Consider the following 23,133-nt stretch of genomic DNA (forward strand, 5'->3'; position numbering starts at 1 on the left):
AAAGCCGCGAGCTTTTCCTACAGGGGAAACACCCCAAAGATGACGCAGGCGAACGTCATGATGACGCTGGCGGCCCAGAGCACAGGAATCGAGAATTTCTGGTGGTCTGCGAGATCAACGCCAGCCAGACTGACCAGCAGGAAGGTCGCCGGCGTCAGCGGACTGACCGGGAAACCGGTGGTCATCTGTCCCAGTACGGATGCCTGAGCAATCTGAATCGGCGGTACACCCAGCATGTCTACGGTATGGGCGATAACAGGCATAATGCCGAAGTAGTAAGAGTCGGGATCGAATACCAGGCTCAGCGGCATGGAGATCAGGCCGACAATAAACGGAATGTGCGAGGCAAAAGATTCCGGGACAAAGCTGACGGCGGACAGCGACATGGCTTTCAGCATGCCGGTGCCGCTCATGATGCCGGTAAATGCGCCTGCGGCGAACAGAATGCTGGCCATCATCAATGCCGCTTTGGCATGCGCATTGATACGTTCTTTCTGCATTTCGACATTCGGGTAGTTGAACATCAGCGCCAGCGTCAGTGCGATCATGAAGGCAACGGTCGGCGAGATCTTGGTAAAGACCATGGTGCCGATAACGGCAATCACCAGTGCAATATTGACCCAGAACATGCGCGGACGACGCAGCGCCTTTTCGGCATCGGTCAGCTCTTTGACATGTTGTTCGTTACCAATGTTGTGGGCGCCGCTGGCTAACGGGTTGCCTGAAGCCAGACCCAGACGCTTTTCTTCCTTCTTACCCCAGTAATAACCCATCAGAACCATAAAGGTCAGGCCGCAGATCTGTGCCGGGATCAGGGGAATGAACAAGTCATGGGTGGTGGTGTTCAGCGCGGCGGCGGCGCGGATCATCGGGCCGGTCCACGGCAGGAAGTTAACGCCGGCGCTGAGAGCGGTAATACCGACCAGAATGCGTTTATCCATCCCGAGTTTGTTAAACAGCGGCAACATGGCGGGGATGGTGATCAGGAAGGTAACGGCTCCGTTGCCATCCAGGTGAGCGATCAATGCCAGTACGCCTGTGCCAATGATGATTTTGACCGGATTGGTACCGACAATCCGTAAAATCCCTTTGATAATGGGATCAAACATGCCGGCATCGGTCACCACGCCGAAAAAGGCAATGGCGAAAACGAACATGGCCGCCATGGGCGCGAGTTTGGTAATCCCGTCAACAATATATTTTGCCGTGTCGGTCCCGCTTCCTGCGGCGAGCGCGCCAATGACGGGAATAACAATTAATGCCACCAACGGGGACATTCGTTTCGTCATGATGAAAAATAGCAGGGTGGCTATCGTAAGCACCCCGATTAGGGCTAGCATAAAGAACTCCTCTCTCTATTATTATATGTTACATATATGTTTCATTTACAATAAATTAAACAACTCAATAAAATATCATCGAATAAATAACAAATATAAAATGAATACATAACCCAGAGTCGTTTGATTTTTGTTGACGCTATTTTTATCACTACGAATCGTTCTATACTAACTCGTAATTGCAATGGTTTTATTTATAAAAACAATGAATTTATTTTATTTGTTAGTGCGATAAATCATAATGATTTATTTATAAATCAGTAACTAATTGTTTTTATTTGGAAAGATGGGTTTGTATCGATGCGGTGTCGTTTAGGGGATGTGATATTGATTGAAAATGGTTGTTGGGGTAAAAATTAACGGTGAAAATCAAGGATAAATAATTGCGGAGTAGATCATAAAAATAAAATGTATTGATTGTTTTTCGTTGAACTTGCCCTTTTTTTATCTGACACTCCATTTTTATTTATGCAGTCAGGGACGTTATGAATTTATCCATAAAACAATTGCGGGCGTTCATCGCGTTAACGGAAACCGATAATTTTACTCGTGCGGCACAGAAAATAAGTCTCTCGCAACCCGCGTTTAGCGCACTAATTGCCGGGCTGGAAGAAGAGGTTGGATACCGGTTATTCGACAGGGATACCCGTAAAGTCCAGTTGAATGCAGACGGCATCCATTTTATTGACATCGCTCGTCGGCTCATTCAAACGCATGACGACGCCGTCGGCGAAATTAAATCTTATGCCACCGGGTATAAAGGTAAAATCGTACTGGCGGTGCTGCCGTCCATGGCCGTGGAGTGGTTGCCGCAGGTGTTGGCGCAGTATCACCACGCGTATCCCAAAATCAAGGTTGAACTGCTGGATACGCAGTGGGACCGCTGTTTGAAAGCGGTGCTGGACGGACGGGCCGATCTGGCGTTAACCGCCGGGCAACCGTCGCCGGGAACCTTCAGTTCCAAGATGTTGTTTGCGGATAATTTCTATCTGATTTGTCATAACCGCCACCCTCTTGCCCAGCGTGATGCGGTGGATGTGGCTGAAGTGGCGGAATATCCCTTCGTCGGGTTTTGTCAGGGCACCAGCATTCGGCAGTACACCGATCGGCTTATGGAGCCGCATGGCTTTAACTACGTGCTTGAGGTGCGCCAGTTGACGACCATGATGGGGCTGGTGGCGGCCAATTATGGCGTCAGTATTGTGACGGGATTAACGTTGTTCCAGTTTCAACACAAAGACATTGCCATTATTCCGTTTCGGGATTTGTCGTTGCAGCGCGGGATTTATCTGGTGACAGACAAAGAACGGCAGCTTTCTGTCTGTGCCAAAGAGTTTTATGATTTTCTTCAGGAGCGGGCAGAAAGCTTTGTTCCGGCGTCTTGATGACCGGCCGTTCATCAGGGTTTTTTCTGCGGCCAGTCATCCTCTTCGTCATCCCATTTATCGTTGTTATCACGATGAGGAGGAAGCTTCGGTTTGTTGAGCAGAAATTTCTTGTGATCGACATTGCGCAGTTCTTTAATGCCGTTGATCAACATGCCTATCAGGATAATCAGGATTACCCACCAGTAGTCAGCCAGCCATGCCATGATTAAGCTCCATCAACATTATGGATAAAACGGGTAAACAGCTGTGGCAGATGCTCGCATAACCAGTTAGATCCCGCGATATCTTCGCCTTGCCAGGCTGAGCGAATAATGTCGGACGTAAGCTGTTGTTCCGCATGTTGTGCCAGTGGATAATAGCTGATATGCCAGGGTTCTGCTGCGACGCCGCCGAGATCGTGAGCATAAGGGCGATAAAATCCGTATTCATGCATATGCTGACTCAGCCAGATATTCAGCGCCGCAAAGTAACCGCCTGGCTCGTATTCCCAGGGTTCCAATTGCAGTTTTTGTCCCTCGGGCAGCAAATTCGGATCGTAAATATCCAGATCGCTGCCCCAGTGATGCCGACTGGCGCCGGGCATGGCGGACCAGCGTAAAATCGCTTTGCAGCGCTCGCCTTCATCCAGCGCCAGGATGTCCAGCGGCTGACCATCGTTGCCCGTCACCGGGCGCTCCCCTCTGAATTTTCCATTCCAGATTAACCGCTGACGTTCGAAATCACGAAAGGTGCTGGCAGGTTGCAGATTAAGCCCGTCTTGGGCGGCGGCCTGCTGCATCGCCTGAAATGCGGGGATGGTGTCAGGATGAAGACGGTGAGGACCACTTAAAGTGACCAGATGACTGTCGCTTTTACCGGTTAACATGGCATGAGTCATCATGCGAGTAGTTGCTCCATAACGCGCTGATACATCCGGCTTAACAGCTGCAAATCCGCAGCGCTGACGCACTCGTCCACTTTGTGGATGGTGGCGTTAACCGGGCCGAGTTCTACCACCTGCGCACCCATTCGGGCGATAAAGCGTCCGTCTGATGTGCCGCCGTTGGTCAACAACGCGGGCGTTACTTCATTGTAATGCTCTACGGCGTTAACCACCGCATCAACCAGTTCACCACGGGCTGTCAGGAATGGCTGACCGGAAAGACTCCAGTCGATAGTGTAGTTTAGCTGGTGGCGATCAAATAGTTCGGCAACGCGTTGTTTGATCAGTTCATCCGTCAGTTCCGTGCTGAAACGGAAATTGAATTGCACCGATAATTCCCCTGGAATCACGTTGCTGCTGCCGGTGCCGGCCTGAATATTGGCAATCTGCATGCTGGTTGGCGGGAAGAATTCATTGCCCTGATCCCATTCTGTCGTTACCAGTTCATTCAATGCGGACATGGCCCGATGTACGGGATTATCCGCCAGATGAGGGTAGGCGACGTGGCCTTGCACGCCTTGTACCCGCAAATTGGCGGTGATGGAGCCGCGGCGGCCGTTTTTCACAACGTCGCCGACTACGGTGGTGCTGGAGGGTTCACCGACCAGACAATAATCGAGTCGCTCGCGGCGTGCCATCAACGTTTCGACCACTTTGACCGTGCCATTAACGGCGCTGGCTTCTTCATCCGACGTGATCAGGAAGGCTAAACGTCCCTGATGATTGGGATGCGCCGCCACGAAACGTTCCGCAGCCACCACCATCGCTGCCAGCGAGCCTTTCATATCCGCGGCGCCACGGCCATATAACAGGCCGTCGCGAATGGTGGGTTCAAAAGGAGGATGCTGCCAACGGCTTTCATCTCCGCTGGGTACGACATCGGTATGTCCGGCAAACGCAAGGGTTTTCCCGGTTCCGCGCCATGCCCAGAAATTCTGTGTATCGCCGAAGTTCATGGGTTCGATGGTGAAACCGATGGCTTGCAGGCGTTCAATCATGAGTTCCTGACAGCCTTCATCATGTGGACTGAGGGAAGGGCGTTTAATCAACAGTTGAGCAAGTTCGATGACCGGACAAGACACGTTATTTGTTCTCCGCAATAAATTTCTGATAGCTGTCGGCACTGAAACCAAGCAGCGCTTTCCCATTGTCTGTTACCAGCAGGGGGCGCTTGATCACGGCGGGTTGTTCGAGCATCAGGGCCTTCGCCGCCGCTGCGCTCTGGTCGTTGTTCTTGCTGATGAGGTTACGTTGCTCCTCGCTCAGTTTACGCCATGTTGTTCCGCGTGTATTGATAAGCGGTTGCCAGCCGAGCAGATTAATAAAGTGTTGCAGGCGTTGTTCGTCCAGACCATCGGCGCGATAGTCATGAAAGTGGTAATCAATTTGCTGTTCTTCCAGCCAGCGACGAGCTTTCTTTATGGTGTCGCAGTTTTTGATGCCGTATAGCTTAAGCAAACTTTTTTCGGTCTTGTCGTTCATGAAAAAATGCTACCTATATGTGAGTTCTGAGCAACCGTCAACGTGATGGCATTGATAGACAAAAGTCAATGTTGCTTCGGTATTCCGATGATAATGCCGCATCACAGGGTTTCGATCCACAGTATGAAACGATCGTGGATGAAGGAAGGCCGCATTCAAAGGACACCATCGCCAGGATATGGATCTATCCCACTGTAAATTATCGCTATTGATAGATTTTTGTGATCAAAACACTATTAATCGATCGATTATAACGATAGTTTTACAGTGGTGTTAACAGGCCAACACCGGGAAATAATATAATGTTAACGTGCTAATTATTATAATAAGAATTATGGTTGCGCACTGATGATGGCTGTATTGTCTATTTTATGACTGACTCAATTAAAAGGACTTTTTGATATAGCCAGTGGTTATGGATTATGGGAAATGAGTAAGTTTATGAATTAATAATAAATAAGCAGAAGGGAGGTATTACCTGTCTTCTACTTATTTATATTTGCCGACAACAGAACCCACTGATTTATAGTAAATATCTTCTTTTGTGGATAATAGCAGGGGAGATGGTTTCTGGTCTGCCTCTTGAAAAAACGGTGAGATCTACAGTGAACTAGAAAAGCAGGAATGAGAGGTTGTACGCTTTTTATACTTTCATAAGGCTTTTACCTGTTCAAAAAGTGTGCGTATAATACGTCGCCGTTAATTATCAAGAGGTCCATATGATAGAAGTAGAAGTGAGTAATTGGAAAGATTTTATCGAAGCAATGTTACGTAAATAATAATTAAATGTTATCCCGCCATTGCAAACCAGGAATAAAATCGTTAGTGAAGTAGGCAGTATTGATAATACCAATACTGCCTTTGTTTTATACAAAATGAGGAAACCTGAGTAAATAAAAGAGGGTATTTTATTTTTATATTTAAATCATAATGTTGTGATTTTTACTCGTTTCCATTCATGATGCGGGCTTGTTTTAGGGCTGTTTTAACCTGGAAATAGGGATCTTCTTGCCGCGTCTTACCTATCGAGCGCATATTGAGCGGCGGCGAGTGCGTGTAACCTGCTGGTATCAAAAAGAGGAACGGTAGCATCTTTTGCACTGATGAGGAGAGGGATCTCTGTACAGCCAAGGATAATGCCTTCGGCACCTTGCTGTTCAAGCTGCCGGATGATTTTTTGATATGCCCGGCGTGAAGCGTCAACGATTTTCCCCTGACACAACTCGTCGTAAATAATACGGTTTACCACCGATTTTCCCGCTTGATCAGGCACAATGACTTCAACGTGGTAGCGATCGTAAAGCCTCTGTCGGTAAAAATCCTGCTCCATGGTATATCGTGTTCCCAATAGGCCGACTTTCTTTAATCCGTGTTTTTTCAGGCTTTCACCGGTGGCATCGGCGATATGTAACAGGGGCAGTTTGCTGGCGAGTTCAATGTGGTCCGCCACTTTATGCATGGTATTGGTGCAAATGACGATAGCATCGGCACCCGCCTGACGTAGTCCTATGGCTATCCCCGAGAGTACCTCTGCCGCTTGTTCCCAGTCTCCCTGTGATTGCAGACGCTCAATATCGTGAAAGTTCACGCTATGCAGAATGATTTTGGCGGAATGTAAACCGCCAAGCTGGTGCTTAACGTATTCATTGATCGTGCGATAGTAGGGGATGGTGGATTCCCAACTCATGCCGCCGATTAGACCGAGTGTTTTCATCGTCATTTTCCTTCGACAATTGATATCATAGAAAATCGATATCATAAAAAGTGTTGAATAGAGTGGAAAGTACCTGTCAGAGACCTGCGTGCCGTCAGAATGCGTCTGCCTTTTCGTTCAGCATACATTTTTAGCGATTTTTATCACTTTTTATCCATCTTCAACTGGACAAATGAGCAATCTATTGCTGTACTGTACGGGACACAGATTTTGTGTCTTTCATTCATGTTAAAGGTAAGTTTGATGTCTAAGATTAAAGGTAGCGTTAAGTGGTTTAATGAGTCCAAAGGATTCGGTTTCATTACTCCGGAAGATGGTAGCAAAGACGTTTTCGTACATTTCTCTGCCATTCAGAGCAACGGTTTCAAAACTCTGGCTGAAGGTCAGCGTGTAGAATTTGAAATCACCAGCGGTGCGAAAGGTCCATCTGCTGCTAACGTTATCGCTATTTAATTATACCGATTTCTTGAAAAACCCGCCGAAAGGCGGGTTTTTTTTGCGCCGATTTTTGCTTTGGCATCATTGTTAGTGGGTAGTCACCCATGTTACCAGTGCGAAAGCCAGCGCGGTCATGAGCAGCGATCCAGCCAGATTCAGTAAAACATGCAATCCCGCCGCCGCCAGATGTCCACTTTGCAAGAACATGACCACTTCAGCGGAAAACGTCGAGAAGGTGGTTAAACCGCCGCAGAGTCCCGTAGTTATAAATATTTTCCAATCCTGACCGAGATGGGGATGGCGCAGGAAGTAAGCCAGTGCGCCGCCGATAATAAAGGCGCCAATCAGGTTAGCCAATGAGGTTCCCAGCGGCAGATTGGCGTACAGGTTGTTAAATTTCAAACCTAACAGCCAGCGCGCGACGCTTCCTATTCCACCACCAATAAATACCGCAAGCATTGTACTGAACATAATGACCCTTTTTCATCATACCAGCAGATCTCGGAGAGCAGCGCGCAGGATGCTACGCCCCCTTCCGAGGAATACGTAGACATCATCAGCCGAATGGCGGTTATGGAGGAATGTCATCTCCGTTTGGCAGAGAAAGTCTACGCTTTCTTCATGCTTTTTTGTAGTTTTGCTGAATATGAAAAGGACCGGTATGGCGTCTTAATTTGTTACAGATGGTGATTGTTTTGCAAACCGGAAGGTTCTACATAGAAAGGATATTCTTCGTTCGCCGGACTTCTCCGGCATCTGTAATCAGGTAGGTAAGTATGGAAGGTATCAGTATTGCCAAGCTGTTGGTCATTGGTGCATTGATCGTACTGTTATTTGGCACGAATAAACTGCGCAGTCTGGGTGGCGATCTGGGCGCGGCGATTAAAGGGTTCAAGAAGGCAATGAATGACGATCGGCCGGCAAAGGGCAATGATCCCGACACGTCTCGTAAAGAGCCCTGATCTGTTGGAACAAACGAAAACGAACGGCATTGCCGTCCGTTTTCATTACCCATGCTGATGTGTAACTAAATATAAGCGCGCCGCCGGTGCTTATATCGAGTCATTTATTTCACTTCAATCCCTTTTGCCTGCAAGTCGGCATGGTAAGAGGAGCGAACAAATGGTCCACAGGCCGCATGGGTGAACCCCATTGCCATGGCTTCGGCTTTCATTTCGTCGAACTCTTCAGGGCTGACATAACGCTGTACGGGAAGGTGATGACGGCTTGGTTGCAGATATTGTCCCAGCGTCAGCATGGTTACACCGTGACGGCGCAGGTCGCGCATTACCTCAACAATCTCGGCATTGGTTTCACCCAGACCGACCATCAAACCGGATTTGGTTGGAATATCGGGGTGAGCGGTCTTGAAATTTTCCAGCAGTTTCAAGGACCATTCGTAGTTGGCGCCCGGGCGAACCTGACGATAAATACGCGGTACGTTCTCCAGATTGTGGTTGAATACGTCTGGCGGCGTGGCGGTCAGAATATCCAGTGCGCGATCCATTCGGCCACGGAAATCCGGTACCAGCGTTTCGATACGAATATTGGGGTTCTTGCGGCGAATTGCATTGATGCAATCCGCAAAATGTTGGGCTCCGCCGTCGCGCAGGTCATCACGGTCAACCGAGGTGATAACCACGTAGCGCAGTCCCATATCATGAATGGTTTGCGCCAGTTTTTCCGGCTCGTTGGCATCGGGAGCGATAGGACGGCCGTGGGCAACGTCGCAGAATGGACAGCGGCGCGTACAAATGGCGCCCAGAATCATGAACGTTGCCGTGCCATGGTTAAAACATTCAGCCAGATTTGGGCAGGAAGCTTCTTCGCAAACCGAGTGCAGCCCATTTTTACGCATCGCGGCTTTAATGCCCTGAATACGGCTTGAGTCAGCCGGAAGTTTAATCCTCATCCATTCAGGTTTGCGCAGAATTTCCTGTCGCTCGGTGACGACAGTACGCACCGGGATTAGCGCCATTTTATCGGCATCGCGGTATTTTACGCCGCGCTCGATCTGAATCGGTTTACTCATGTTTGCGTAAGTTCCAGTTCTGAATCGTTTCTCTGAATTTTTTATCTAAATTCAAAGGATTATGTGTTTCGTTAAAATTTTTTTTAAAAAACTCTAAAAATTATATCATCTTGCCTGACGACAATCAGCTTTTGAGCAATCAAAATGAAGAAATTATGTAAATAAAATGTGATTAATCGTCAGGTGTAATCTATCCCACGGTTTGTCTATGAACTTTTTGGCGACAGGATCGCACCATTTTCAATGGGTTGCGGTTCACCCTGCGTTGCCATATTCCAGTGAACCAGCTCGTGTTCACGGTAATTCAGCTGTTGCAGAAATGTCTTCACCAGAACGGGTGCGGTATCTTCGAGCGTCACGCCGGGCACCAGTTCGCTGAGCTGCGTCATCACCATACCGGCATAGCCACAGGGATTGATACGTAGGAATGGCGACAGATCCATCGCAATGTTCAGCGCCAATCCATGGAAAGAGCATCCTTTGCGAATACGTAGCCCCAGCGAACAGATTTTGCGTTCACCGACATACACGCCGGGCGCGTCGGCGCGCGCATGGGCCTTGATGTGGAAATCAGCCAGCGTATCCACGACGGTGTTTTCTATCAATGTCACCAGTTGGCGAACGCCCAGCTTGCGTCGCTTCAAATCAATCAGAATATACATCACCTGCTGGCCGGGGCCATGGTAGGTGACCTGTCCGCCTCTGTCGCTCTGAATGACAGGGATATTGCCGGGCATGAGAACATGTTCCGCTTTGCCTGCCTGGCCCTGGGTGAACACCGGCGAGTGTTGAACCAGCCAGATTTCATCCAGCGTTTTGTCGTCGCGCAGATCGGTGAACTTATGCATCGCCAGTGAGACGGCTTCGTATGGTTGTACGTCGAATTGGCGTACGATGATCTTATCCTGTAGCAAACGTGTCATCTTCAGGTTAAGGAAAGGATGGAGAGGATTATAGCGGCGGGAAACACACTAAGCACGTTTTCCCGCCGCATTATGTCATCGGCAGACGGCGAAGGATGGGAATGAGTTACAGCACCATCCGGACAATTTCGATGTTGCCCAGTTCTTCATACAGCGTTTCCACCTGCTCAATGTGTGTTGCAGTAATGGTAATGGAAATAGAATGGTAATTCCCTTTGCTGCTGGGTTTGACTTGTGGCGTATAGTCGCCGGGCGCATGACGTTGCACCACTTCAACGACCTGATCGACCAACTCTGGTTTCGCCAATCCCATCACCTTGTAAGTAAAAGGGCAGGGGAATTCAAGCAGTTCGTTTAATTTGGTTTTCATCTGCGCTCCAGAGCATATTGCAATTGTATAAATTATCACTCCCGCCGAATGCGGGAGTGAGCAACATCATCTATATGGGGACAAACTGTCCCCTTGCAAGAGGGATTAACCGAACCAGTGGTGGAACATCAGTTTAATGTAGTCGATCATACGACCGAAGATCCCGCCTTCTTTGACTTCGTTCATGACGACCAACGGGCGCTGGTCGATGGTTTTACCATCCAACTGGAAGTTGATTGCACCCACAACCTGATTTTTGGCCAGCGGCGCATGCAGTTCAGTATTATCCAGCACATAGCTGGCTTTCAGGTCTTTCATGCGGCCACGTGGAATGGTCAGATAAACATCTTTCTCAACACCTAATGCAACCCGATCGTTGTCACCGAACCAGACTGGCTCAGAAGCGAACTCTTTACCGGTTTTCAACGGTGCGACCGTTTCAAAGAAGCGGAAACCCCAGGTCAGCAGTTTCTTGCTTTCGGCTTCACGGCCTTTAAAGGTTCGTCCCCCCATCACCGTTGAGATCAGACGCATCTGGCCTTCCGTCGCAGAGGCGACCAGATTATAGCCTGCGGATGAAGTGTGGCCGGTTTTAATCCCATCCACGTTCAGGCTGCTATCCCACAGCAATCCATTACGGTTGGGCTGACGGATATTGTTAAAGGTGAAATCTTTCTCTTTGTAGGTCGCGTATTCTTCCGGCACATCGCGGATGAGCGCCTGACCAATCAACGCCATATCACGGGCAGAGCTGAACTGGCCCGGCGCGTCGAGGCCGTGTACGGTTTCAAAGTTGGTATTTTGCAGGCCAAGCGCTTTCACGTAGCCATTCATCAGATTAACGAATGCATCCTGACTGCCGGCAACATAGTCGGCCATGGCAACGCAGGCATCATTACCCGATTGCAGGATAATGCCGCGGTTCAACTGGGAAACCGGCACGCGATCGCCCGGTTTCAGAAACATCAGTGAAGATCCCTTGAAAACAGGGTTGCCGGTCGCCCAGGCGTCTTTACCAACGGTAACGATATCGTTCGGGGTGATTTTCCCTGATTTTATCGCCTGACCGATAACATAACTGGTCATCATTTTGGTCAGACTGGCCGGATCGCGGCGTGCATCGGCATTCATTTCCGCCAGCACTTTTCCGGAGTTGTAATCAATCAGGATGTATGATTCTGCATCAATTTGCGGGACGCCGGGGATCATCGTTTTCAGATTAATATCATCGGCATAAGCAAAAGAAGATGCACTAATGGCGAGCAAAGCGCCAAGCGCAGTACGTTTAGTAAAACGAGACGTGTTTACAGTATTCATGATTGGAACAACAACATCCGTGGGTATAAGTTAAAAACGAGCCACACTATAGCAGATGAGAAATTGGCAGGCATCAGACATTACGTTACGCGATTTTTCGAAAAGAGCGGGATATTATCTCAACCCGCTCCTGCGCATGAATGCCGGCGGCGGTGACGAACCGGTCACCTTTCCTGGATACTGTCACCGATCGGGTGACAGGCCCTTGCTAAAACGTATCGGGTGCGGCAGTGATAAAGGATTGCTGCTGAGCTTCGACTGATAAACGTTGTTGAAGTTCAGTTGCTTGCTGGCGATTTTGGAACGGCCCCAGTTGAATGCGATAAAGCCCGCCGTTAGACGTCACGTTCCCTGTTACCTTGAAACGTTCGCTCAGGCTGCGCAGCCAGGTTTGGGCGCGCTGTTGATCGCTGAGTGCACCGACCTGGACGACATAACCACCACGAATGCCGGATGGCGCCGCCGGGGTTGCGGCGGCCGTCGATGGCGGCGGCGTGGTTTCGATAACGCCGGCGGGTAATGCGGAAGGCGCTCCCAGGAAGCCACCGGAATGTGAGGATGTGCCACTTTGCGGCATCGTATCGTTTACCGGGGTTGTCAGGGCGCTATTGCTGATTGGTTGCGTCGCTGCGGTTGATGGCATCGTGTTTTCTTCCATCACTGGCGTGCCGAGACCGCTGGAATTGAAGCTGGGGCGATCGGGGAGCGCAAAGCTCTGTTTGGCGACGCGGGTGCCAATCGTTCCCGGGCCAGACAGCGTGCCGTCAGGTGCAACGTTGATAAAATCGACTTTGACCTTGGTGTTGTTGGAGATGTTCAGCCGATCGCCTGCGGCTTTGGAAAGATCGATGATTCTGCCCGGCGTATAGGGGCCGCGGTCGTTGACTCTGACCACCAGGCGGCGGCCATTGCTCAGGTTGGTGACACGGACGTAACTGGGTAATGGCAGGGTGGGGTGTGCGGCAGTCAACGCGTTTGGATCAAACACTTCACCAATGGAGGTCTGATTACCGCTGGCCTCTTCGCCATACCAGGTCGCCAGACCGGTTTCACTGAAATTCTGCGGGTCTTTGACGATCTTATACGTCTTGCCTTTAATGCTGTAGTCCTGCAACGTGCCCTGATTATAAGGTTCATAACGCGGCTCAACGCCACCGATCTCTTCCGTGGGGCCGTTGTAAACCGTCGTCACGGGCGGAGCGGGTTGCTGTTCCGTGACGGTACAGGCGGAAAGCACCAGAATCACGGCGCCGATCCAAAGCCAATCCTTACGCATTGCTCACCTCGGTTTTATAAGTTCTTGGATAGCATTTTGCGGTGAGTATGTATCGACATAACGATACCAAATCCCGCCATGAGGACGATAAGTGCCGATCCCCCGTAACTCACCAGAGGTAAAGGCACGCCAACAACCGGCAGGATACCACTGACCATCCCGATATTGACGAAAACGTAAACAAACAAAATTAACATCAGACCGCCAACCATGACCCGGCCAAATGAGGTCTGCGCGTTAGCGGCGATAACCAGCCCGCGCATAATGACAAACAGATACATGGCGAGCAAAACCAATACGCCAATCAACCCCAGTTCTTCAGCCAATACCGCAAAGATAAAGTCGGTATGCCGTTCCGGCAAGAACTCTAACTGGGATTGCGTGCCGTGTAGCCAGCCTTTGCCTGACAAACCGCCGGAACCAATGGCAATCTTCGACTGAATAATATGATAACCCGCGCCGAGTGGATCGCTCTCAGGATCGAGCAGCATCATGACCCGAGCTTGCTGGTAATCATGCATCAGAAAGAACCACAGTATGGGAATAAATGCGGCGAGCAACAAAACGGCGATACCAATCAGGCGCCAGCTCATGCCCGCCAGAAAGAGGACAAACAGCCCGGACGCGGCGATCAGAATGGAGGTGCCAAGATCCGGCTGTGCGGCGACCAGCAGGGTCGGCGTGAAAATGAGCACCAGCGCAATACCCGTATTCTTGAGCGAAGGCGGGCACATATCGCGGTTGATAAACCGGGCGACCATCAATGGAACCGCAATTTTTGCAATTTCCGATGGTTGAAAACGGATAAACCCCAGATCCAGCCAGCGTTGAGCGCCTTTACTGATTTGCCCAAAGATGTCGACCATCATCAGCAGAATAACGCAGACCACATAAAGATAAGGCGCCCAGCCTTCATAAACCCGCGGAGGAATTTGCGCCATGATAATCATGACAACCAGTCCCAGCACAATTTGTACGACCTTACGTTCCATCATCCCCACATCCTGTCCGCTGGCGCTCCACATGACGAACAGGCTGTAACCCAGCAGCGCCAGGATGCAGATCAGGAAGGGGAAGTCGATGTGGATTTTGGTCCAGATCGAGCCTTTTTGTTGGCTATCGGTCATGAATGTCTGTTACTCGCTTTCGCTGCCCGGCGGCGCGGGAGGCGCGCTCGGTAATTCAGTATTGTTATCACCTAACAGAATGTGATCAAGGATCTGCCGGGTGATCGTACCCACCGTGGGGCCTGCGCCGCCATTTTCCAGAATAATCGACATCGCGACCTTGGGGTTACTATAAGGCGCGAAGGCGACCATCAGCTTATGGTCACGCAAATGTTCCGCAATTTTTTGTGCATTGTAGGTTTCGTTCTCTTTCAGGCCGAAAACTTGCGCGGTACCGGATTTAGCCGCAATTTTGTAAGGCGCATCGTCAAAACTTTTATGGGCGGTGCCGTTAGGACGGTTTGCGACACCATACATGCCGTCTTTGGCTATTTCCCAGAAACCAGAGTGAATATCGCCAATCTGTTGATGCTCTGTCTGGCGGAACGGCACGATCACGCCGTTTTCGCGGGTACTGTAGAGCAGGTGTGGCGTTTTGACCTGGCCATCATTGATCAGCGTGGTCAGCGCTTTGTTCATCTGTATCGGCGTTGCCGTCCAATAACCTTGCCCGATTCCCACCGGAATAGTGTCACCCTGATACCAGGGCTTTTTGAATCGCCGGAGCTTCCATTCCCGCGTCGGCATGTTGCCTGAGCTTTCTTCGGAAATGTCGATGCCGGTTTTTTCGCCGTAGCCAAATTTATTCATCCACTCGGCCAGACGATCGATACCCATGTCATAGGCAACCTGGTAGAAAAACGTATCCGCCGATTCTTCCAGTGACTTGGTCAGGTTAAGGCGGCCATGTCCCCATTTTTTCCAGTCGCGAAAGCGTTTTTCTGATCCCGGCAACTGCCACCAGCCGGGATCGAACAGCGTCGTGTTGGTCGTAATGACACCGGCTGTCAACGCGGAAACCGCAATATAGGGTTTTACCGTTGAAGCCGGAGGATAAATGCCCTGTGTCGCCCGATTGATGAGCGGGCGATTGGGATCGTTGCGTAACTGATTATAGTCTTTGCTGGAGATACCATCGACGAACAGGTTGGGATCATAGCTGGGCGTGGAGACCATCGCCAGGATGCCGCCATCGCGCGGATCGGTGACGATAACGGCGGCGCGACTGCCTTCCAGCAGTTTCTCGATGTATATTTGCAGGCTTAGATCCAACGTCAGGTAGATATCTCTTCCCGCCTGAGGCGGCTGTTCGTGCAATTGCCGGATAACGCGGCCGCGGTTATTGACCTCGACTTCCTCGTAACCGGGCTTCCCGTGCAGTAAATCCTCATAATGGCGTTCGATACCCAGCTTGCCGATATCATGCGTCGCGGCGTAATCCGCGAGCTTTTCTTCTTTGTTTAGCCGCTCGACATCTTTGTCATTGATTTTCGAAACATAGCCGATGACGTGTGTGAGCGCGGAACCATAGGGGTAATAGCGACGCTGATAGCCTTTGACCTCAACGCCGGGAAAACGGTATTGGTTGACGGAGAAACGGGCGACCTGCAAATCGCTTAACGCGGTTTTGACCGGAATCGAGGTAAAACGGCGTGAACGTTTACGCTCTTTTTCAAAACTTTCCAGTTCGTCGTCAGTCAAATCGATAATGGGTTTTAGCGCATCCAGCGTAGCCTGCAGGTTTTCCACTTTTTCCGGCACCAGTTCCAACTGATAAATGGTCCGGTTCAGCGCCAGCGGAATACCATTGCGGTCGTAGATAATGCCGCGACTGGGAGCGATAGGCACCAGCTTGATGCGGTTTTCATTGGAGCGAGTACGGTAGTCATCGACACGTAAAACCTGCAGATGATAAAGATTGGCGATCAACACGCCGGTGAGCAGTAAAATGCCCAAAAACGCCACTAAAGCGCGACGCACGAACAGGGCGGACTCAGCCGTATAATCACGAAAGGGCTTACGTTCTATTTTCATCCAGCGATTTATTTCACGTGTTTCATCGTATCGCCTTACTCCCGATGGTAAGGATGATTAGTGGTAATACTCCAGGCCCGGTACAAGCTTTCCGCAACCAGTACGCGCACCAGCGGATGAGGCAGAGTTAACGGCGAGAGCGACCAGCTTTGCTCTGCGGCGGCTTTACATTCAGGCGCCAGCCCTTCCGGACCGCCGATAAGCAGGCTGACGTCGCGTCCATCCTGTTTCCAGCGCTCCAACTGTTGCGCCAGCTGAGGGGTTTCCCATGGCGTACCGGGAATATCGAGCGTGACAATTCGATTGCCTTTACCCACGGCAGCCAGCATTTGCTCGCCTTCCCGCTCAAGAATGCGCTTGATATCGGCATTTTTTCCCCGTTTACCCGCAGGGATTTCGATGAGCTCGAACGGCATATCCTTGGGGAAGCGGCGCAGGTAATCCATAAAACCGATCTGCACCCAGTCAGGCATTTTGGTGCCAACGGCAACCAGTTGCAGTCTCATGCTAGCCCCACAGTTTTTCCAGTTCGTATAACTGGCGGCTTTCTTCTTGCATCACATGCACAATAACATCACCCAGATCGACAACGACCCAGTCGGAAACATTTTCGCCTTCCACGCCAAATGGAATCAATCCGGCAGCCCGTGAAGACTGAACCACATGGTCGGCAATAGAAGCGACGTGGCGGGTGGATGTTCCGGTGCAGATGACCATATAGTCGGTGATGCTGGATTTACCCTGTACATCTAAGGTCACGATGTCCTGACCTTTTAAATCGTCTATCTTGTCAATTACGAATTCTTGGAGTGCTTGACCTTGCAAAGGTTCCCCCTCGGTTACCGACATCCGATATTGATGGATGACTTATGGCACTGAAATAGTATGGAAAGACCGTTTTTGGCTGCCTGATCGCAGAGGATTATCGGTTTTTCCCTGTGATTGAAACCAGCGGCGGAGTATATCACGCACTTCTGGCGAGTGGTATAAAGCCTGTCGGCTATGGAACCCGAATCGTGCAAAAACGCCGGTTACCGATATAGCCCGTGTTCATCGATATAACGAAGTACGGCAGGCGGCAGCCAATCGTGGCAATCGAGACCCGCCTGACGCCGTTGCCGTATTTCCGTTGCTGAAATAGTAACCAATGGCGTGTCGGCTAGAAAGATCCGTCCGTGCGTTTGTTGGTGCAGCAACTGTGGGTCTTTTATGAGATGGGATTCCAGCCATTGCTGAAGTTCGGGCGTGGCAAGCGTCGAGCGATAGCCGGGACGCGCGCAGACCAACAGATGGCAGACGCTGAGAATATCCTGCCAGCGGTGCCATTGATGCAGCGTCAGCAGCGAATCCTGTCCGATAATAAATGCCAGCGGGGTGTCCATTCCTTTCTCTGTGCGCAGGGCCTCTAACGTATCGATGGTATAGGACGGTTTCTGACGCTGTAATTCCCGGTCATCAACGGTAAACAGCGCGTTATCTTCCGCCACCAGCTGAACCATGCGCAGCCGTTGTTGCGGGCTGGCTTCGGGCTGCGGACGATGTGGTGGAACATTGTTGGGGAGTAAAACGATCTGGCTTAATCCAACAAGACTTGCCAGCGCGGTTACGGGGGTCAGGTGCCCGTAGTGAATAGGATCGAAAGTCCCACCAAAAAATGCGGTCAGCGGAGCGTGCTCTGCTTTTTTCATCACATCAGGCTCAGACGTTGTTATCAAATCAGATGGCGTGGTCAAACTGGCTAACCTCTGGCTGGTATGATGGTTATTATGAAGCGCCGGGATTCCGGTATAGGCATCTCTGGTAAACAGGATTATGCGATCGGCAACATCAGGCTTTCCGGCAGGTTTTTGCCGCATAGTATCATGGCGAGCGTTTCCAACTCTGTCCATACCGACTGACCATAGTTCTGCTTTAGTGTAATTTCCAGTTGCGCCAGCAAACGGATTGCCTGCTGTAACTGCTGCAACGTCAATCGCTGTAGGGCCTGCGTTAAGAGATCCCGGCGGTTCTGCCAGACTTTATGCTGGTCAAATAAGCTGCGCAGCGGCGCTTTCGCCATCTGCCGTTTCAACGTCAATAGCAGAAGCAGTTCACGTTGCAGGGTTCGCAAGAGAATAACGGGCTCGCAGTCTTCCTGACGGAGCTGATGCAATATGTGCAGGGCGCGTTTGCCCTTGCCCGCCAGCAATGCATCCAGCCAGTGAAAAGGGGTAAAATGGGCGGCATCGCTGACAGCCTCTTCCACGCGGGGCAGCGTGAGCTTGCCATCCGGATAAAGTAAAGCCAGACGCTCCAGCGCTTGCGATAAAGCAAGCAAATTTCCCTCATAGCAATAACAAATCAGCTGACTGGCCGGTTCATCCAGTTCCAGCTTCATGGATTTGGCGCGCAGGGCAACCCAACGGGGCAGTTGCGCTTGCTCGGGAGTCAGGCAGTTAACGTACACGCTGTTTTTCGATAACGCTTTGAACCAGGCGCTGTTTTCCTGCGCTTTGGTCAGCTTGTGACCGCGCAGCATCAGTAGAATATCCGGGTGCAATAATTCAGACAGCTTGACCAGGTTTTCAGCCATGGCGGCATTCGGCCCATTTTCCGGCAGGATGAGTAACAGCGTCTGGCGGGATGCGAACAGGCTGAGCGCCTGACAGGTGCTGAAAATGGCGTCCCAGTCGGTGTGAATATCCAGTGAAAAGCTAAAGTGCTCGCTGAATTCCTGTTGCTGAGCGGTGCGTCGGATGCTATCCAGACTCTCTTGCAGGAGAAGCGGTTCTGTACCGAAGATCAGATAACAGGCGCGCAGCCCCTCATGGAGTTGCGCGGCGAGTTGTTCCGGGTAGAGCCGAATCATGAGCTAACGGGGGAGGTGACAGCAGCAGCCTGTTGCTGCCTGTTTTTGACTTCCTGACTGCCGTTGATGGTCAGTAATTTACGCACCAACTGCTGAGCCGCCTGCGTACGCATTTCCTGGCGCACAATATCCTGCTCGGCATCTTTGGCCAGCGCGGTCAGCGGGTTGTCAAAAAACGTGCGGAACACCGTCACACTGAGCGGATAAATGTCTTCACCCGGCATCAGCACCTGGGCACGCAGCGTCAGTACCATCTGATACTCAGCGGTTTTGCCGTCCTGAAAAATTGAAACGGTATCTTTTGTTTCAGATGCGCTCAGGATACGCAGGGAAGGAATATCCTGCCGCGTCGCATCGTCGACGATTGTTACGTCGCTAAGGCGTAGCTGTTCACGTACCGAACGGGTCATCGGGCCATAGGGATCACTACTGTCCAGCACCAGTGTCTGTAGCTGCGCGGGCACTTGTGTCGTACCGCGCAGATGAAAACCGCAGCCAGCGGTGATTAACACCGCCAGCCCCAGCAACAACGTGAATAAACGATGTCGCACAGTTCCTCCTTGCCTTAACCCACAACCAGGTTAAGCAGTTTGCCAGGGACATAAATCACTTTACGTACAGTGACGCCGTCCAGGTATTTCGCTACCAGTGGTTCCTGAGCAGCGCGTTCACGAACCTGATCTTCACTGGCGTCAGCCGCAACGGTGATTTTACCACGGACTTTACCGTTCACCTGAACGACGACCAGTTTGGAATCTTCTACCATTGCCTGTTCGTCCGCCACCGGCCACGGCGCCGTATCAATATTGCCTTCGCCCTGCAATGCCTGCCACAGTACAAAGCAGACATGTGGTGTGAACGGATACAGCATCCGAACAACGGCCAGCAAGGCTTCCTGCGTCAGGGCGCGATCCTGATCGCTATCCTGCGGCGCTTTGGCGAGTTTGTTCATCAGTTCCATAATGGCGGCGATCGCAGTATTGAAAGTCTGGCGACGACCGATATCATCCGTCACTTTGGCGATGGTTTTATGCAGATCGCGACGCAGTGATTTCTGATCTTCCGTCAGGGTAGTCACATCCAGCGGCTGGGTAGCCCCTTTCTCCGTATGATCGAAAGCCTGTTTCCAGACGCGCTTCAGGAAGCGGTTGGCGCCTTCAACGCCCGACTCTTGCCATTCCAGCGTCATTTCGGCCGGTGAGGCAAACATCATAAACAGACGAACGGTATCCGCACCATATTTCTCAACCATGACCTGTGGATCGATGCCGTTGTTTTTGGACTTCGACATTTTACTCATGCCGGCGTAAATCACTTCGCGGCCTTGGTTGTCGGTCGCCTTGACGATACGGCCTTTTTCATCACGCTCAACGGTGACATCAATAGGGGAAACCCAGATGCGTTCGCCATTAGCGCCCACGTAGTAGAAGGCGTCCGCCAGTACCATACCTTGACACAACAGGCGCTTAGCCGGTTCGTCGGAGGTCACCAGGCCCGCATCGCGCATCAACTTGTGGAAGAAACGGAAATACATCAGGTGCATGATGGCATGTTCAATACCACCGACGTATTGGTCGACAGGAAGCCAATAGTTAGCCGCGGCCGGATCCAGCATCCCCTGATCGTACTGCGGACAGGTGTAACGCGCGTAGTACCAGGAAGACTCCATAAAGGTGTCGAAGGTATCGGTTTCACGTAGCGCCGGCTGACCATTCACGGTGGTTTTGGCCCACTCCGGGTTGGATTTCAGTGGGCTGGTGATACCGTCCATAACCACATCTTCCGGCAGCACGACCGGTAATTGATCTTCCGGCGTTGGGATAACGGTGCCATCTTCCAATGTCACCATCGGGATGGGCGCGCCCCAGTAGCGCTGGCGGGAAACGCCCCAATCACGCAGACGATAGTTAACTTTACGCTCGCCAATCCCTAATGAAACCAGTTTGTCGGCAATCGCGTTGAAGGCCGCTTCAAAATCCAGACCGTCAAATTCACCAGAGTTAAACAAACGACCTTTTTCCGTCATCGCCTGAGCGGACAGATCCGGTTCGCTGCCGTCACTGTTCAGAATGACCGGTTTGATCAACAGATTATATTTATTGGCAAATTCCCAGTCGCGCTGGTCATGGCCGGGAACGGCCATCACGGCACCGGTGCCATAATCCATCAGAACAAAATTTGCCGCCCAGATCGCGACTTTCTCGCCGTTAAGCGGATGAATGGCATACAGGCCGGTGGCCATGCCTTTTTTCTCCATCGTCGCCATATCGGCTTCCGCCACTTTGGTATTACGGCATTCGGCAATGAAGTCGGCCAACGCGGGGTTGTTCGCCGAAGCTTGCAGCGCCAGAGGGTGGCCGGCGGCAACGGCAACGTATGTCACGCCCATGAAGGTATCGGGGCGGGTCGTATAGACGCTCAGCTTCTCTTGGCTATCGGCTACGTCAAAGGTGATTTCCACGCCTTCAGAACGGCCAATCCAGTTGCGCTGCATGGTTTTGACTTGTTCAGGCCAGCTTTCCAGCGTATCCAGATCGTTCAGCAATTGATCGGCATAGTCGGTAATTTTGATGAACCATTGTGGGATTTCTTTGCGTTCGACTTTGGTGTCGCAACGCCAGCAGCAACCGTCAATCACCTGTTCATTCGCCAGAACCGTCTGATCGTTCGGGCACCAGTTCACGGCGGAGGTCTTTTTATAAACCAGACCTTTTTCGTACAGTTTGGTGAAGAACCACTGTTCCCAACGGTAATAATCAGGCTTACAGGTAGCGACTTCACGATCCCAGTCGTAGCCGAAACCCAGCAATTTCAGCTGGTTTTTCATGTATTCAATATTGGCGTAAGTCCACGGTGCTGGCGCGGTGTTGTTTTTAACGGCGGCGCCTTCAGCCGGCAGACCAAAGGCATCCCAGCCAATCGGTTGCAGGACGTTTTTACCCAGCATGCGCTGATAACGAGAAATCACATCGCCAATCGTATAGTTACGAACGTGTCCCATGTGTAGACGGCCAGAAGGGTAGGGCAGCATGGAAAGGCAGTAGTATTTTTCCTTGCCAGGTTCTTCGGTCACTTTGAATGTCTGCGTCTCTTGCCAGTGAAGCTGGACGTGCGCTTCTATCTCTTCTGGGCGGTATTGCTCTTGCATGGCTGCCAGGGGTCCTATTTAGTGAAGAATAGCTACGCCAGTAGCGTACTCTGATTCATAACAACAGATCCGCATAGCATAGCTGATAAGCGACAGGGGCAACAACACCCTGTATTCGCCTGGGGAAGATTTCTATGCTTTCTGCTGAAAGTGCGGAGAAATTGAGCAAATATGCGCCCCGTCACCCGTGTTGAAGAAAAAATAGTCTAAAATAGAGGGAGATAGGGGAGATTGGCTTGAAGTGGCGTGACTCAGACGTTGAGAATCCATAATTTATCGCGTTTCAATCAGACGATTCAGGAGGAAGCATGAACAAAGTAGCCCGCTATTATCGCGAGTTAATGGCTTCAGTGACAGCACGGCTGAATAATGGGGAACGGGATATTGATGAATTGGTGCAAAGTGCCCGCAAGACGTTGCAGGAAAGTTCTGAACTGACGCAAAAAGAAATCGAACAGGTTATTCAGGCGGTTCAACGGGATTTGGGGGAGTTTGCGCTCAGCTACAGTGAAAGTCAGGATGAGTTTGCCGACAGCGTGTTTATGCGGGTCATTAAAGAGAGCCTGTGGCAAGAGTTGGTGGACATTACGGATAAAACCCAGTTGGAGTGGCGTCAGATCTTCAAGGATGTGAACAATCACGGTGTTTACCACAGCGGTGAAGTCGTGGGGCTGGGGAATCTGGTTTGCGAGAAATGCCATCACCATATTGCGTTTTATACGCCGGAGATTCTGCCTCTCTGTCCAAAATGCTCACACGATCTGTTTCATCGACAGCCATTTCAGCCATAACAATCCGATCGATCGTGAAAACCTAAAAATAAGAAAGCGCGCCGTAAGGCACGCTTTCTGCAGATTGATGACAAAGTCCTGGCCTGCCGGCCAGGACTTTGAT

At 50.9% G+C, this 23,133-nt stretch carries 25 protein-coding genes and 1 riboswitch; of the genes, 5 read left to right on the forward strand and 20 right to left on the reverse strand.

Features of this window, described 5'->3' with window-relative positions; genetic code table 11:
• Nucleotides 1-17 precede the first annotated feature (17 nt).
• A complete protein-coding gene (locus DDT52_RS07645; RefSeq protein ID WP_136155809.1) occupies nt 18-1,340 on the reverse strand; it encodes a CitMHS family transporter in 1,323 nt (440 codons plus the stop codon).
• A gap of 485 nt (nt 1,341-1,825) precedes the next feature.
• Here DDT52_RS07645 and DDT52_RS07650 point away from each other — a divergent pair, with 485 nt between their 5' ends.
• Nucleotides 1,826-2,725 carry a LysR family transcriptional regulator gene (locus DDT52_RS07650; protein WP_136155810.1) on the forward strand — a complete coding sequence of 300 codons (900 nt, stop codon included), beginning with the start codon at nt 1,826-1,828 and terminating at the stop codon, nt 2,723-2,725.
• Between the two features lie 14 nt (nt 2,726-2,739).
• On the opposite strand, the gene DDT52_RS07655 is transcribed toward DDT52_RS07650, so the two are convergent.
• Genes DDT52_RS07655 through DDT52_RS07670 form a run of 4 tightly spaced genes read right to left on the reverse strand, consistent with a single transcriptional unit; the run spans nt 2,740 to nt 5,132 of the window.
• Entirely contained in the window at nt 2,740-2,931 is a 192-nt protein-coding gene (locus DDT52_RS07655; RefSeq protein WP_109053020.1) for a YpfN family protein, read from the reverse strand.
• 2 nt (nt 2,932-2,933) lie between these two features.
• Entirely contained in the window at nt 2,934-3,608 is a 675-nt protein-coding gene (locus DDT52_RS07660; RefSeq protein WP_136155811.1) for a M15 family metallopeptidase, read from the reverse strand.
• Complete coding sequence (gene dapE, locus DDT52_RS07665) at nt 3,605-4,732, reverse strand: succinyl-diaminopimelate desuccinylase (RefSeq protein WP_136155812.1); 1,128 nt, start codon at nt 4,730-4,732, stop codon at nt 3,605-3,607. The genes DDT52_RS07660 and dapE overlap by 4 nt, the downstream gene beginning before the upstream one ends.
• 1 nt (nt 4,733) lies before the next feature.
• Nucleotides 4,734-5,132, reverse strand: coding sequence for an ArsC family reductase (locus DDT52_RS07670; RefSeq protein ID WP_136155813.1), 399 nt, complete (start codon nt 5,130-5,132; stop codon nt 4,734-4,736).
• Nucleotides 5,133-5,851: 719 nt separating this feature from the next.
• Between DDT52_RS07670 and ypfM the strand changes: the two genes are divergently transcribed.
• On the forward strand, nt 5,852-5,911 hold the full coding sequence (gene ypfM / locus DDT52_RS21470) for a protein YpfM (RefSeq protein WP_109053067.1): 60 nt from the start codon (nt 5,852-5,854) through the stop codon (nt 5,909-5,911).
• A 239-nt stretch (nt 5,912-6,150) separates the two neighbouring features.
• On the opposite strand, the gene DDT52_RS07680 is transcribed toward ypfM, so the two are convergent.
• Nucleotides 6,151-6,852, reverse strand: a complete 702-nt coding sequence (locus DDT52_RS07680) for an aspartate/glutamate racemase family protein (RefSeq protein WP_136155814.1) — start codon at nt 6,850-6,852, stop codon at nt 6,151-6,153.
• Nucleotides 6,853-7,089: 237 nt separating this feature from the next.
• Between DDT52_RS07680 and cspE the strand changes: the two genes are divergently transcribed.
• Nucleotides 7,090-7,299, forward strand: coding sequence for a transcription antiterminator/RNA stability regulator CspE (gene cspE, locus DDT52_RS07685; protein ID WP_009113827.1), 210 nt, complete (start codon nt 7,090-7,092; stop codon nt 7,297-7,299).
• 72 nt (nt 7,300-7,371) lie between these two features.
• On the opposite strand, the gene crcB is transcribed toward cspE, so the two are convergent.
• On the reverse strand, nt 7,372-7,755 hold the full coding sequence (crcB, locus tag DDT52_RS07690; protein ID WP_136155815.1) for a fluoride efflux transporter CrcB: 384 nt from the start codon (nt 7,753-7,755) through the stop codon (nt 7,372-7,374).
• Nucleotides 7,756-7,824: 69 nt separating this feature from the next.
• Nucleotides 7,825-7,885, reverse strand: a riboswitch (Fluoride riboswitch).
• A gap of 175 nt (nt 7,886-8,060) precedes the next feature.
• Here crcB and tatE point away from each other — a divergent pair.
• Entirely contained in the window at nt 8,061-8,246 is a 186-nt protein-coding gene (gene tatE / locus DDT52_RS07695; RefSeq protein ID WP_136155816.1) for a twin-arginine translocase subunit TatE, read from the forward strand.
• A gap of 104 nt (nt 8,247-8,350) precedes the next feature.
• On the opposite strand, the gene lipA is transcribed toward tatE, so the two are convergent.
• The 13 genes from lipA to leuS all read right to left on the reverse strand — a co-directional run bounded on the left by lipA (nt 8,351) and on the right by leuS (nt 22,239).
• Nucleotides 8,351-9,316: a lipoyl synthase gene (lipA, locus tag DDT52_RS07700; protein ID WP_136155817.1), complete on the reverse strand. Its 966-nt coding sequence runs from the start codon at nt 9,314-9,316 to the stop codon at nt 8,351-8,353.
• A gap of 206 nt (nt 9,317-9,522) precedes the next feature.
• Nucleotides 9,523-10,239: a lipoyl(octanoyl) transferase LipB gene (lipB, locus tag DDT52_RS07705; protein WP_210732689.1), complete on the reverse strand. Its 717-nt coding sequence runs from the start codon at nt 10,237-10,239 to the stop codon at nt 9,523-9,525.
• Between the two features lie 106 nt (nt 10,240-10,345).
• Entirely contained in the window at nt 10,346-10,609 is a 264-nt protein-coding gene (gene ybeD / locus DDT52_RS07710) for a DUF493 family protein YbeD (RefSeq protein ID WP_109053028.1), read from the reverse strand.
• Nucleotides 10,610-10,714: 105 nt separating this feature from the next.
• Complete coding sequence (gene dacA, locus DDT52_RS07715; RefSeq protein ID WP_109053029.1) at nt 10,715-11,926, reverse strand: D-alanyl-D-alanine carboxypeptidase DacA; 1,212 nt, start codon at nt 11,924-11,926, stop codon at nt 10,715-10,717.
• Nucleotides 11,927-12,134: 208 nt separating this feature from the next.
• On the reverse strand, nt 12,135-13,202 hold the full coding sequence (rlpA, locus tag DDT52_RS07720) for an endolytic peptidoglycan transglycosylase RlpA (RefSeq protein WP_136155819.1): 1,068 nt from the start codon (nt 13,200-13,202) through the stop codon (nt 12,135-12,137).
• Between the two features lie 14 nt (nt 13,203-13,216).
• Entirely contained in the window at nt 13,217-14,329 is a 1,113-nt protein-coding gene (gene mrdB, locus DDT52_RS07725; RefSeq protein ID WP_136155820.1) for a peptidoglycan glycosyltransferase MrdB, read from the reverse strand.
• Nucleotides 14,330-14,338: 9 nt separating this feature from the next.
• Nucleotides 14,339-16,243 carry a peptidoglycan DD-transpeptidase MrdA gene (gene mrdA, locus DDT52_RS07730; protein WP_136155821.1) on the reverse strand — a complete coding sequence of 635 codons (1,905 nt, stop codon included), beginning with the start codon at nt 16,241-16,243 and terminating at the stop codon, nt 14,339-14,341.
• Between the two features lie 35 nt (nt 16,244-16,278).
• On the reverse strand, nt 16,279-16,749 hold the full coding sequence (gene rlmH / locus DDT52_RS07735) for a 23S rRNA (pseudouridine(1915)-N(3))-methyltransferase RlmH (protein ID WP_109053033.1): 471 nt from the start codon (nt 16,747-16,749) through the stop codon (nt 16,279-16,281).
• Between the two features lies 1 nt (nt 16,750).
• A complete protein-coding gene (gene rsfS, locus DDT52_RS07740; protein ID WP_136155822.1) occupies nt 16,751-17,068 on the reverse strand; it encodes a ribosome silencing factor in 318 nt (105 codons plus the stop codon).
• 206 nt (nt 17,069-17,274) lie between these two features.
• Complete coding sequence (gene nadD / locus DDT52_RS07745) at nt 17,275-17,931, reverse strand: nicotinate-nucleotide adenylyltransferase (RefSeq protein WP_136155845.1); 657 nt, start codon at nt 17,929-17,931, stop codon at nt 17,275-17,277.
• A 122-nt stretch (nt 17,932-18,053) separates the two neighbouring features.
• A complete protein-coding gene (holA, locus tag DDT52_RS07750) occupies nt 18,054-19,091 on the reverse strand; it encodes a DNA polymerase III subunit delta (protein ID WP_136155823.1) in 1,038 nt (345 codons plus the stop codon).
• Nucleotides 19,088-19,642, reverse strand: coding sequence for an LPS assembly lipoprotein LptE (gene lptE / locus DDT52_RS07755; protein ID WP_136155824.1), 555 nt, complete (start codon nt 19,640-19,642; stop codon nt 19,088-19,090). Before lptE ends, holA begins: the two co-directional genes overlap by 4 nt.
• A 14-nt stretch (nt 19,643-19,656) precedes the next feature.
• A complete protein-coding gene (gene leuS, locus DDT52_RS07760; protein ID WP_136155825.1) occupies nt 19,657-22,239 on the reverse strand; it encodes a leucine--tRNA ligase in 2,583 nt (860 codons plus the stop codon).
• 308 nt (nt 22,240-22,547) lie between these two features.
• Here leuS and DDT52_RS07765 point away from each other — a divergent pair, with 308 nt between their 5' ends.
• Nucleotides 22,548-23,030: a zinc ribbon-containing protein gene (locus DDT52_RS07765; protein WP_136155826.1), complete on the forward strand. Its 483-nt coding sequence runs from the start codon at nt 22,548-22,550 to the stop codon at nt 23,028-23,030.
• Nucleotides 23,031-23,133 lie beyond the last annotated feature (103 nt).

It is taken from the genome of Brenneria roseae subsp. roseae (assembly GCF_003115845.1).
Taxonomy (GTDB): Bacteria; Pseudomonadota; Gammaproteobacteria; order Enterobacterales; family Enterobacteriaceae; genus Brenneria; species Brenneria roseae.

What these genes read in the sequence shown, in the direction of transcription:
- DDT52_RS07670 (WP_136155813.1), bottom strand. Translation starts at nt 5,132, where the DNA reads ATGAACGACAAGACCGAAAAAAGTTTGCTTAAGCTATACGGCATCAAA.
- DDT52_RS07660 (WP_136155811.1), bottom strand. Translation starts at nt 3,608, where the DNA reads ATGATGACTCATGCCATGTTAACCGGTAAAAGCGACAGTCATCTGGTC.
- cspE (WP_009113827.1), top strand. Translation starts at nt 7,090, where the DNA reads ATGTCTAAGATTAAAGGTAGCGTTAAGTGGTTTAATGAGTCCAAAGGA.
- nadD (WP_136155845.1), bottom strand. Translation starts at nt 17,931, where the DNA reads ATGAAAAAAGCAGAGCACGCTCCGCTGACCGCATTTTTTGGTGGGACT.
- leuS (WP_136155825.1), bottom strand. Translation starts at nt 22,239, where the DNA reads ATGCAAGAGCAATACCGCCCAGAAGAGATAGAAGCGCACGTCCAGCTT.
- mrdB (WP_136155820.1), bottom strand. Translation starts at nt 14,329, where the DNA reads ATGACCGATAGCCAACAAAAAGGCTCGATCTGGACCAAAATCCACATC.
- DDT52_RS07680 (WP_136155814.1), bottom strand. Translation starts at nt 6,852, where the DNA reads ATGACGATGAAAACACTCGGTCTAATCGGCGGCATGAGTTGGGAATCC.
- crcB (WP_136155815.1), bottom strand. Translation starts at nt 7,755, where the DNA reads ATGTTCAGTACAATGCTTGCGGTATTTATTGGTGGTGGAATAGGAAGC.
- lipA (WP_136155817.1), bottom strand. Translation starts at nt 9,316, where the DNA reads ATGAGTAAACCGATTCAGATCGAGCGCGGCGTAAAATACCGCGATGCC.
- holA (WP_136155823.1), bottom strand. Translation starts at nt 19,091, where the DNA reads ATGATTCGGCTCTACCCGGAACAACTCGCCGCGCAACTCCATGAGGGG.
- DDT52_RS07645 (WP_136155809.1), bottom strand. Translation starts at nt 1,340, where the DNA reads ATGCTAGCCCTAATCGGGGTGCTTACGATAGCCACCCTGCTATTTTTC.
- DDT52_RS07650 (WP_136155810.1), top strand. Translation starts at nt 1,826, where the DNA reads ATGAATTTATCCATAAAACAATTGCGGGCGTTCATCGCGTTAACGGAA.
- ybeD (WP_109053028.1), bottom strand. Translation starts at nt 10,609, where the DNA reads ATGAAAACCAAATTAAACGAACTGCTTGAATTCCCCTGCCCTTTTACT.
- tatE (WP_136155816.1), top strand. Translation starts at nt 8,061, where the DNA reads ATGGAAGGTATCAGTATTGCCAAGCTGTTGGTCATTGGTGCATTGATC.
- mrdA (WP_136155821.1), bottom strand. Translation starts at nt 16,243, where the DNA reads ATGAAAATAGAACGTAAGCCCTTTCGTGATTATACGGCTGAGTCCGCC.
- DDT52_RS07765 (WP_136155826.1), top strand. Translation starts at nt 22,548, where the DNA reads ATGAACAAAGTAGCCCGCTATTATCGCGAGTTAATGGCTTCAGTGACA.
- rlmH (WP_109053033.1), bottom strand. Translation starts at nt 16,749, where the DNA reads ATGAGACTGCAACTGGTTGCCGTTGGCACCAAAATGCCTGACTGGGTG.
- DDT52_RS07655 (WP_109053020.1), bottom strand. Translation starts at nt 2,931, where the DNA reads ATGGCATGGCTGGCTGACTACTGGTGGGTAATCCTGATTATCCTGATA.
- dacA (WP_109053029.1), bottom strand. Translation starts at nt 11,926, where the DNA reads ATGAATACTGTAAACACGTCTCGTTTTACTAAACGTACTGCGCTTGGC.
- rlpA (WP_136155819.1), bottom strand. Translation starts at nt 13,202, where the DNA reads ATGCGTAAGGATTGGCTTTGGATCGGCGCCGTGATTCTGGTGCTTTCC.
- lipB (WP_210732689.1), bottom strand. Translation starts at nt 10,239, where the DNA reads ATGACACGTTTGCTACAGGATAAGATCATCGTACGCCAATTCGACGTA.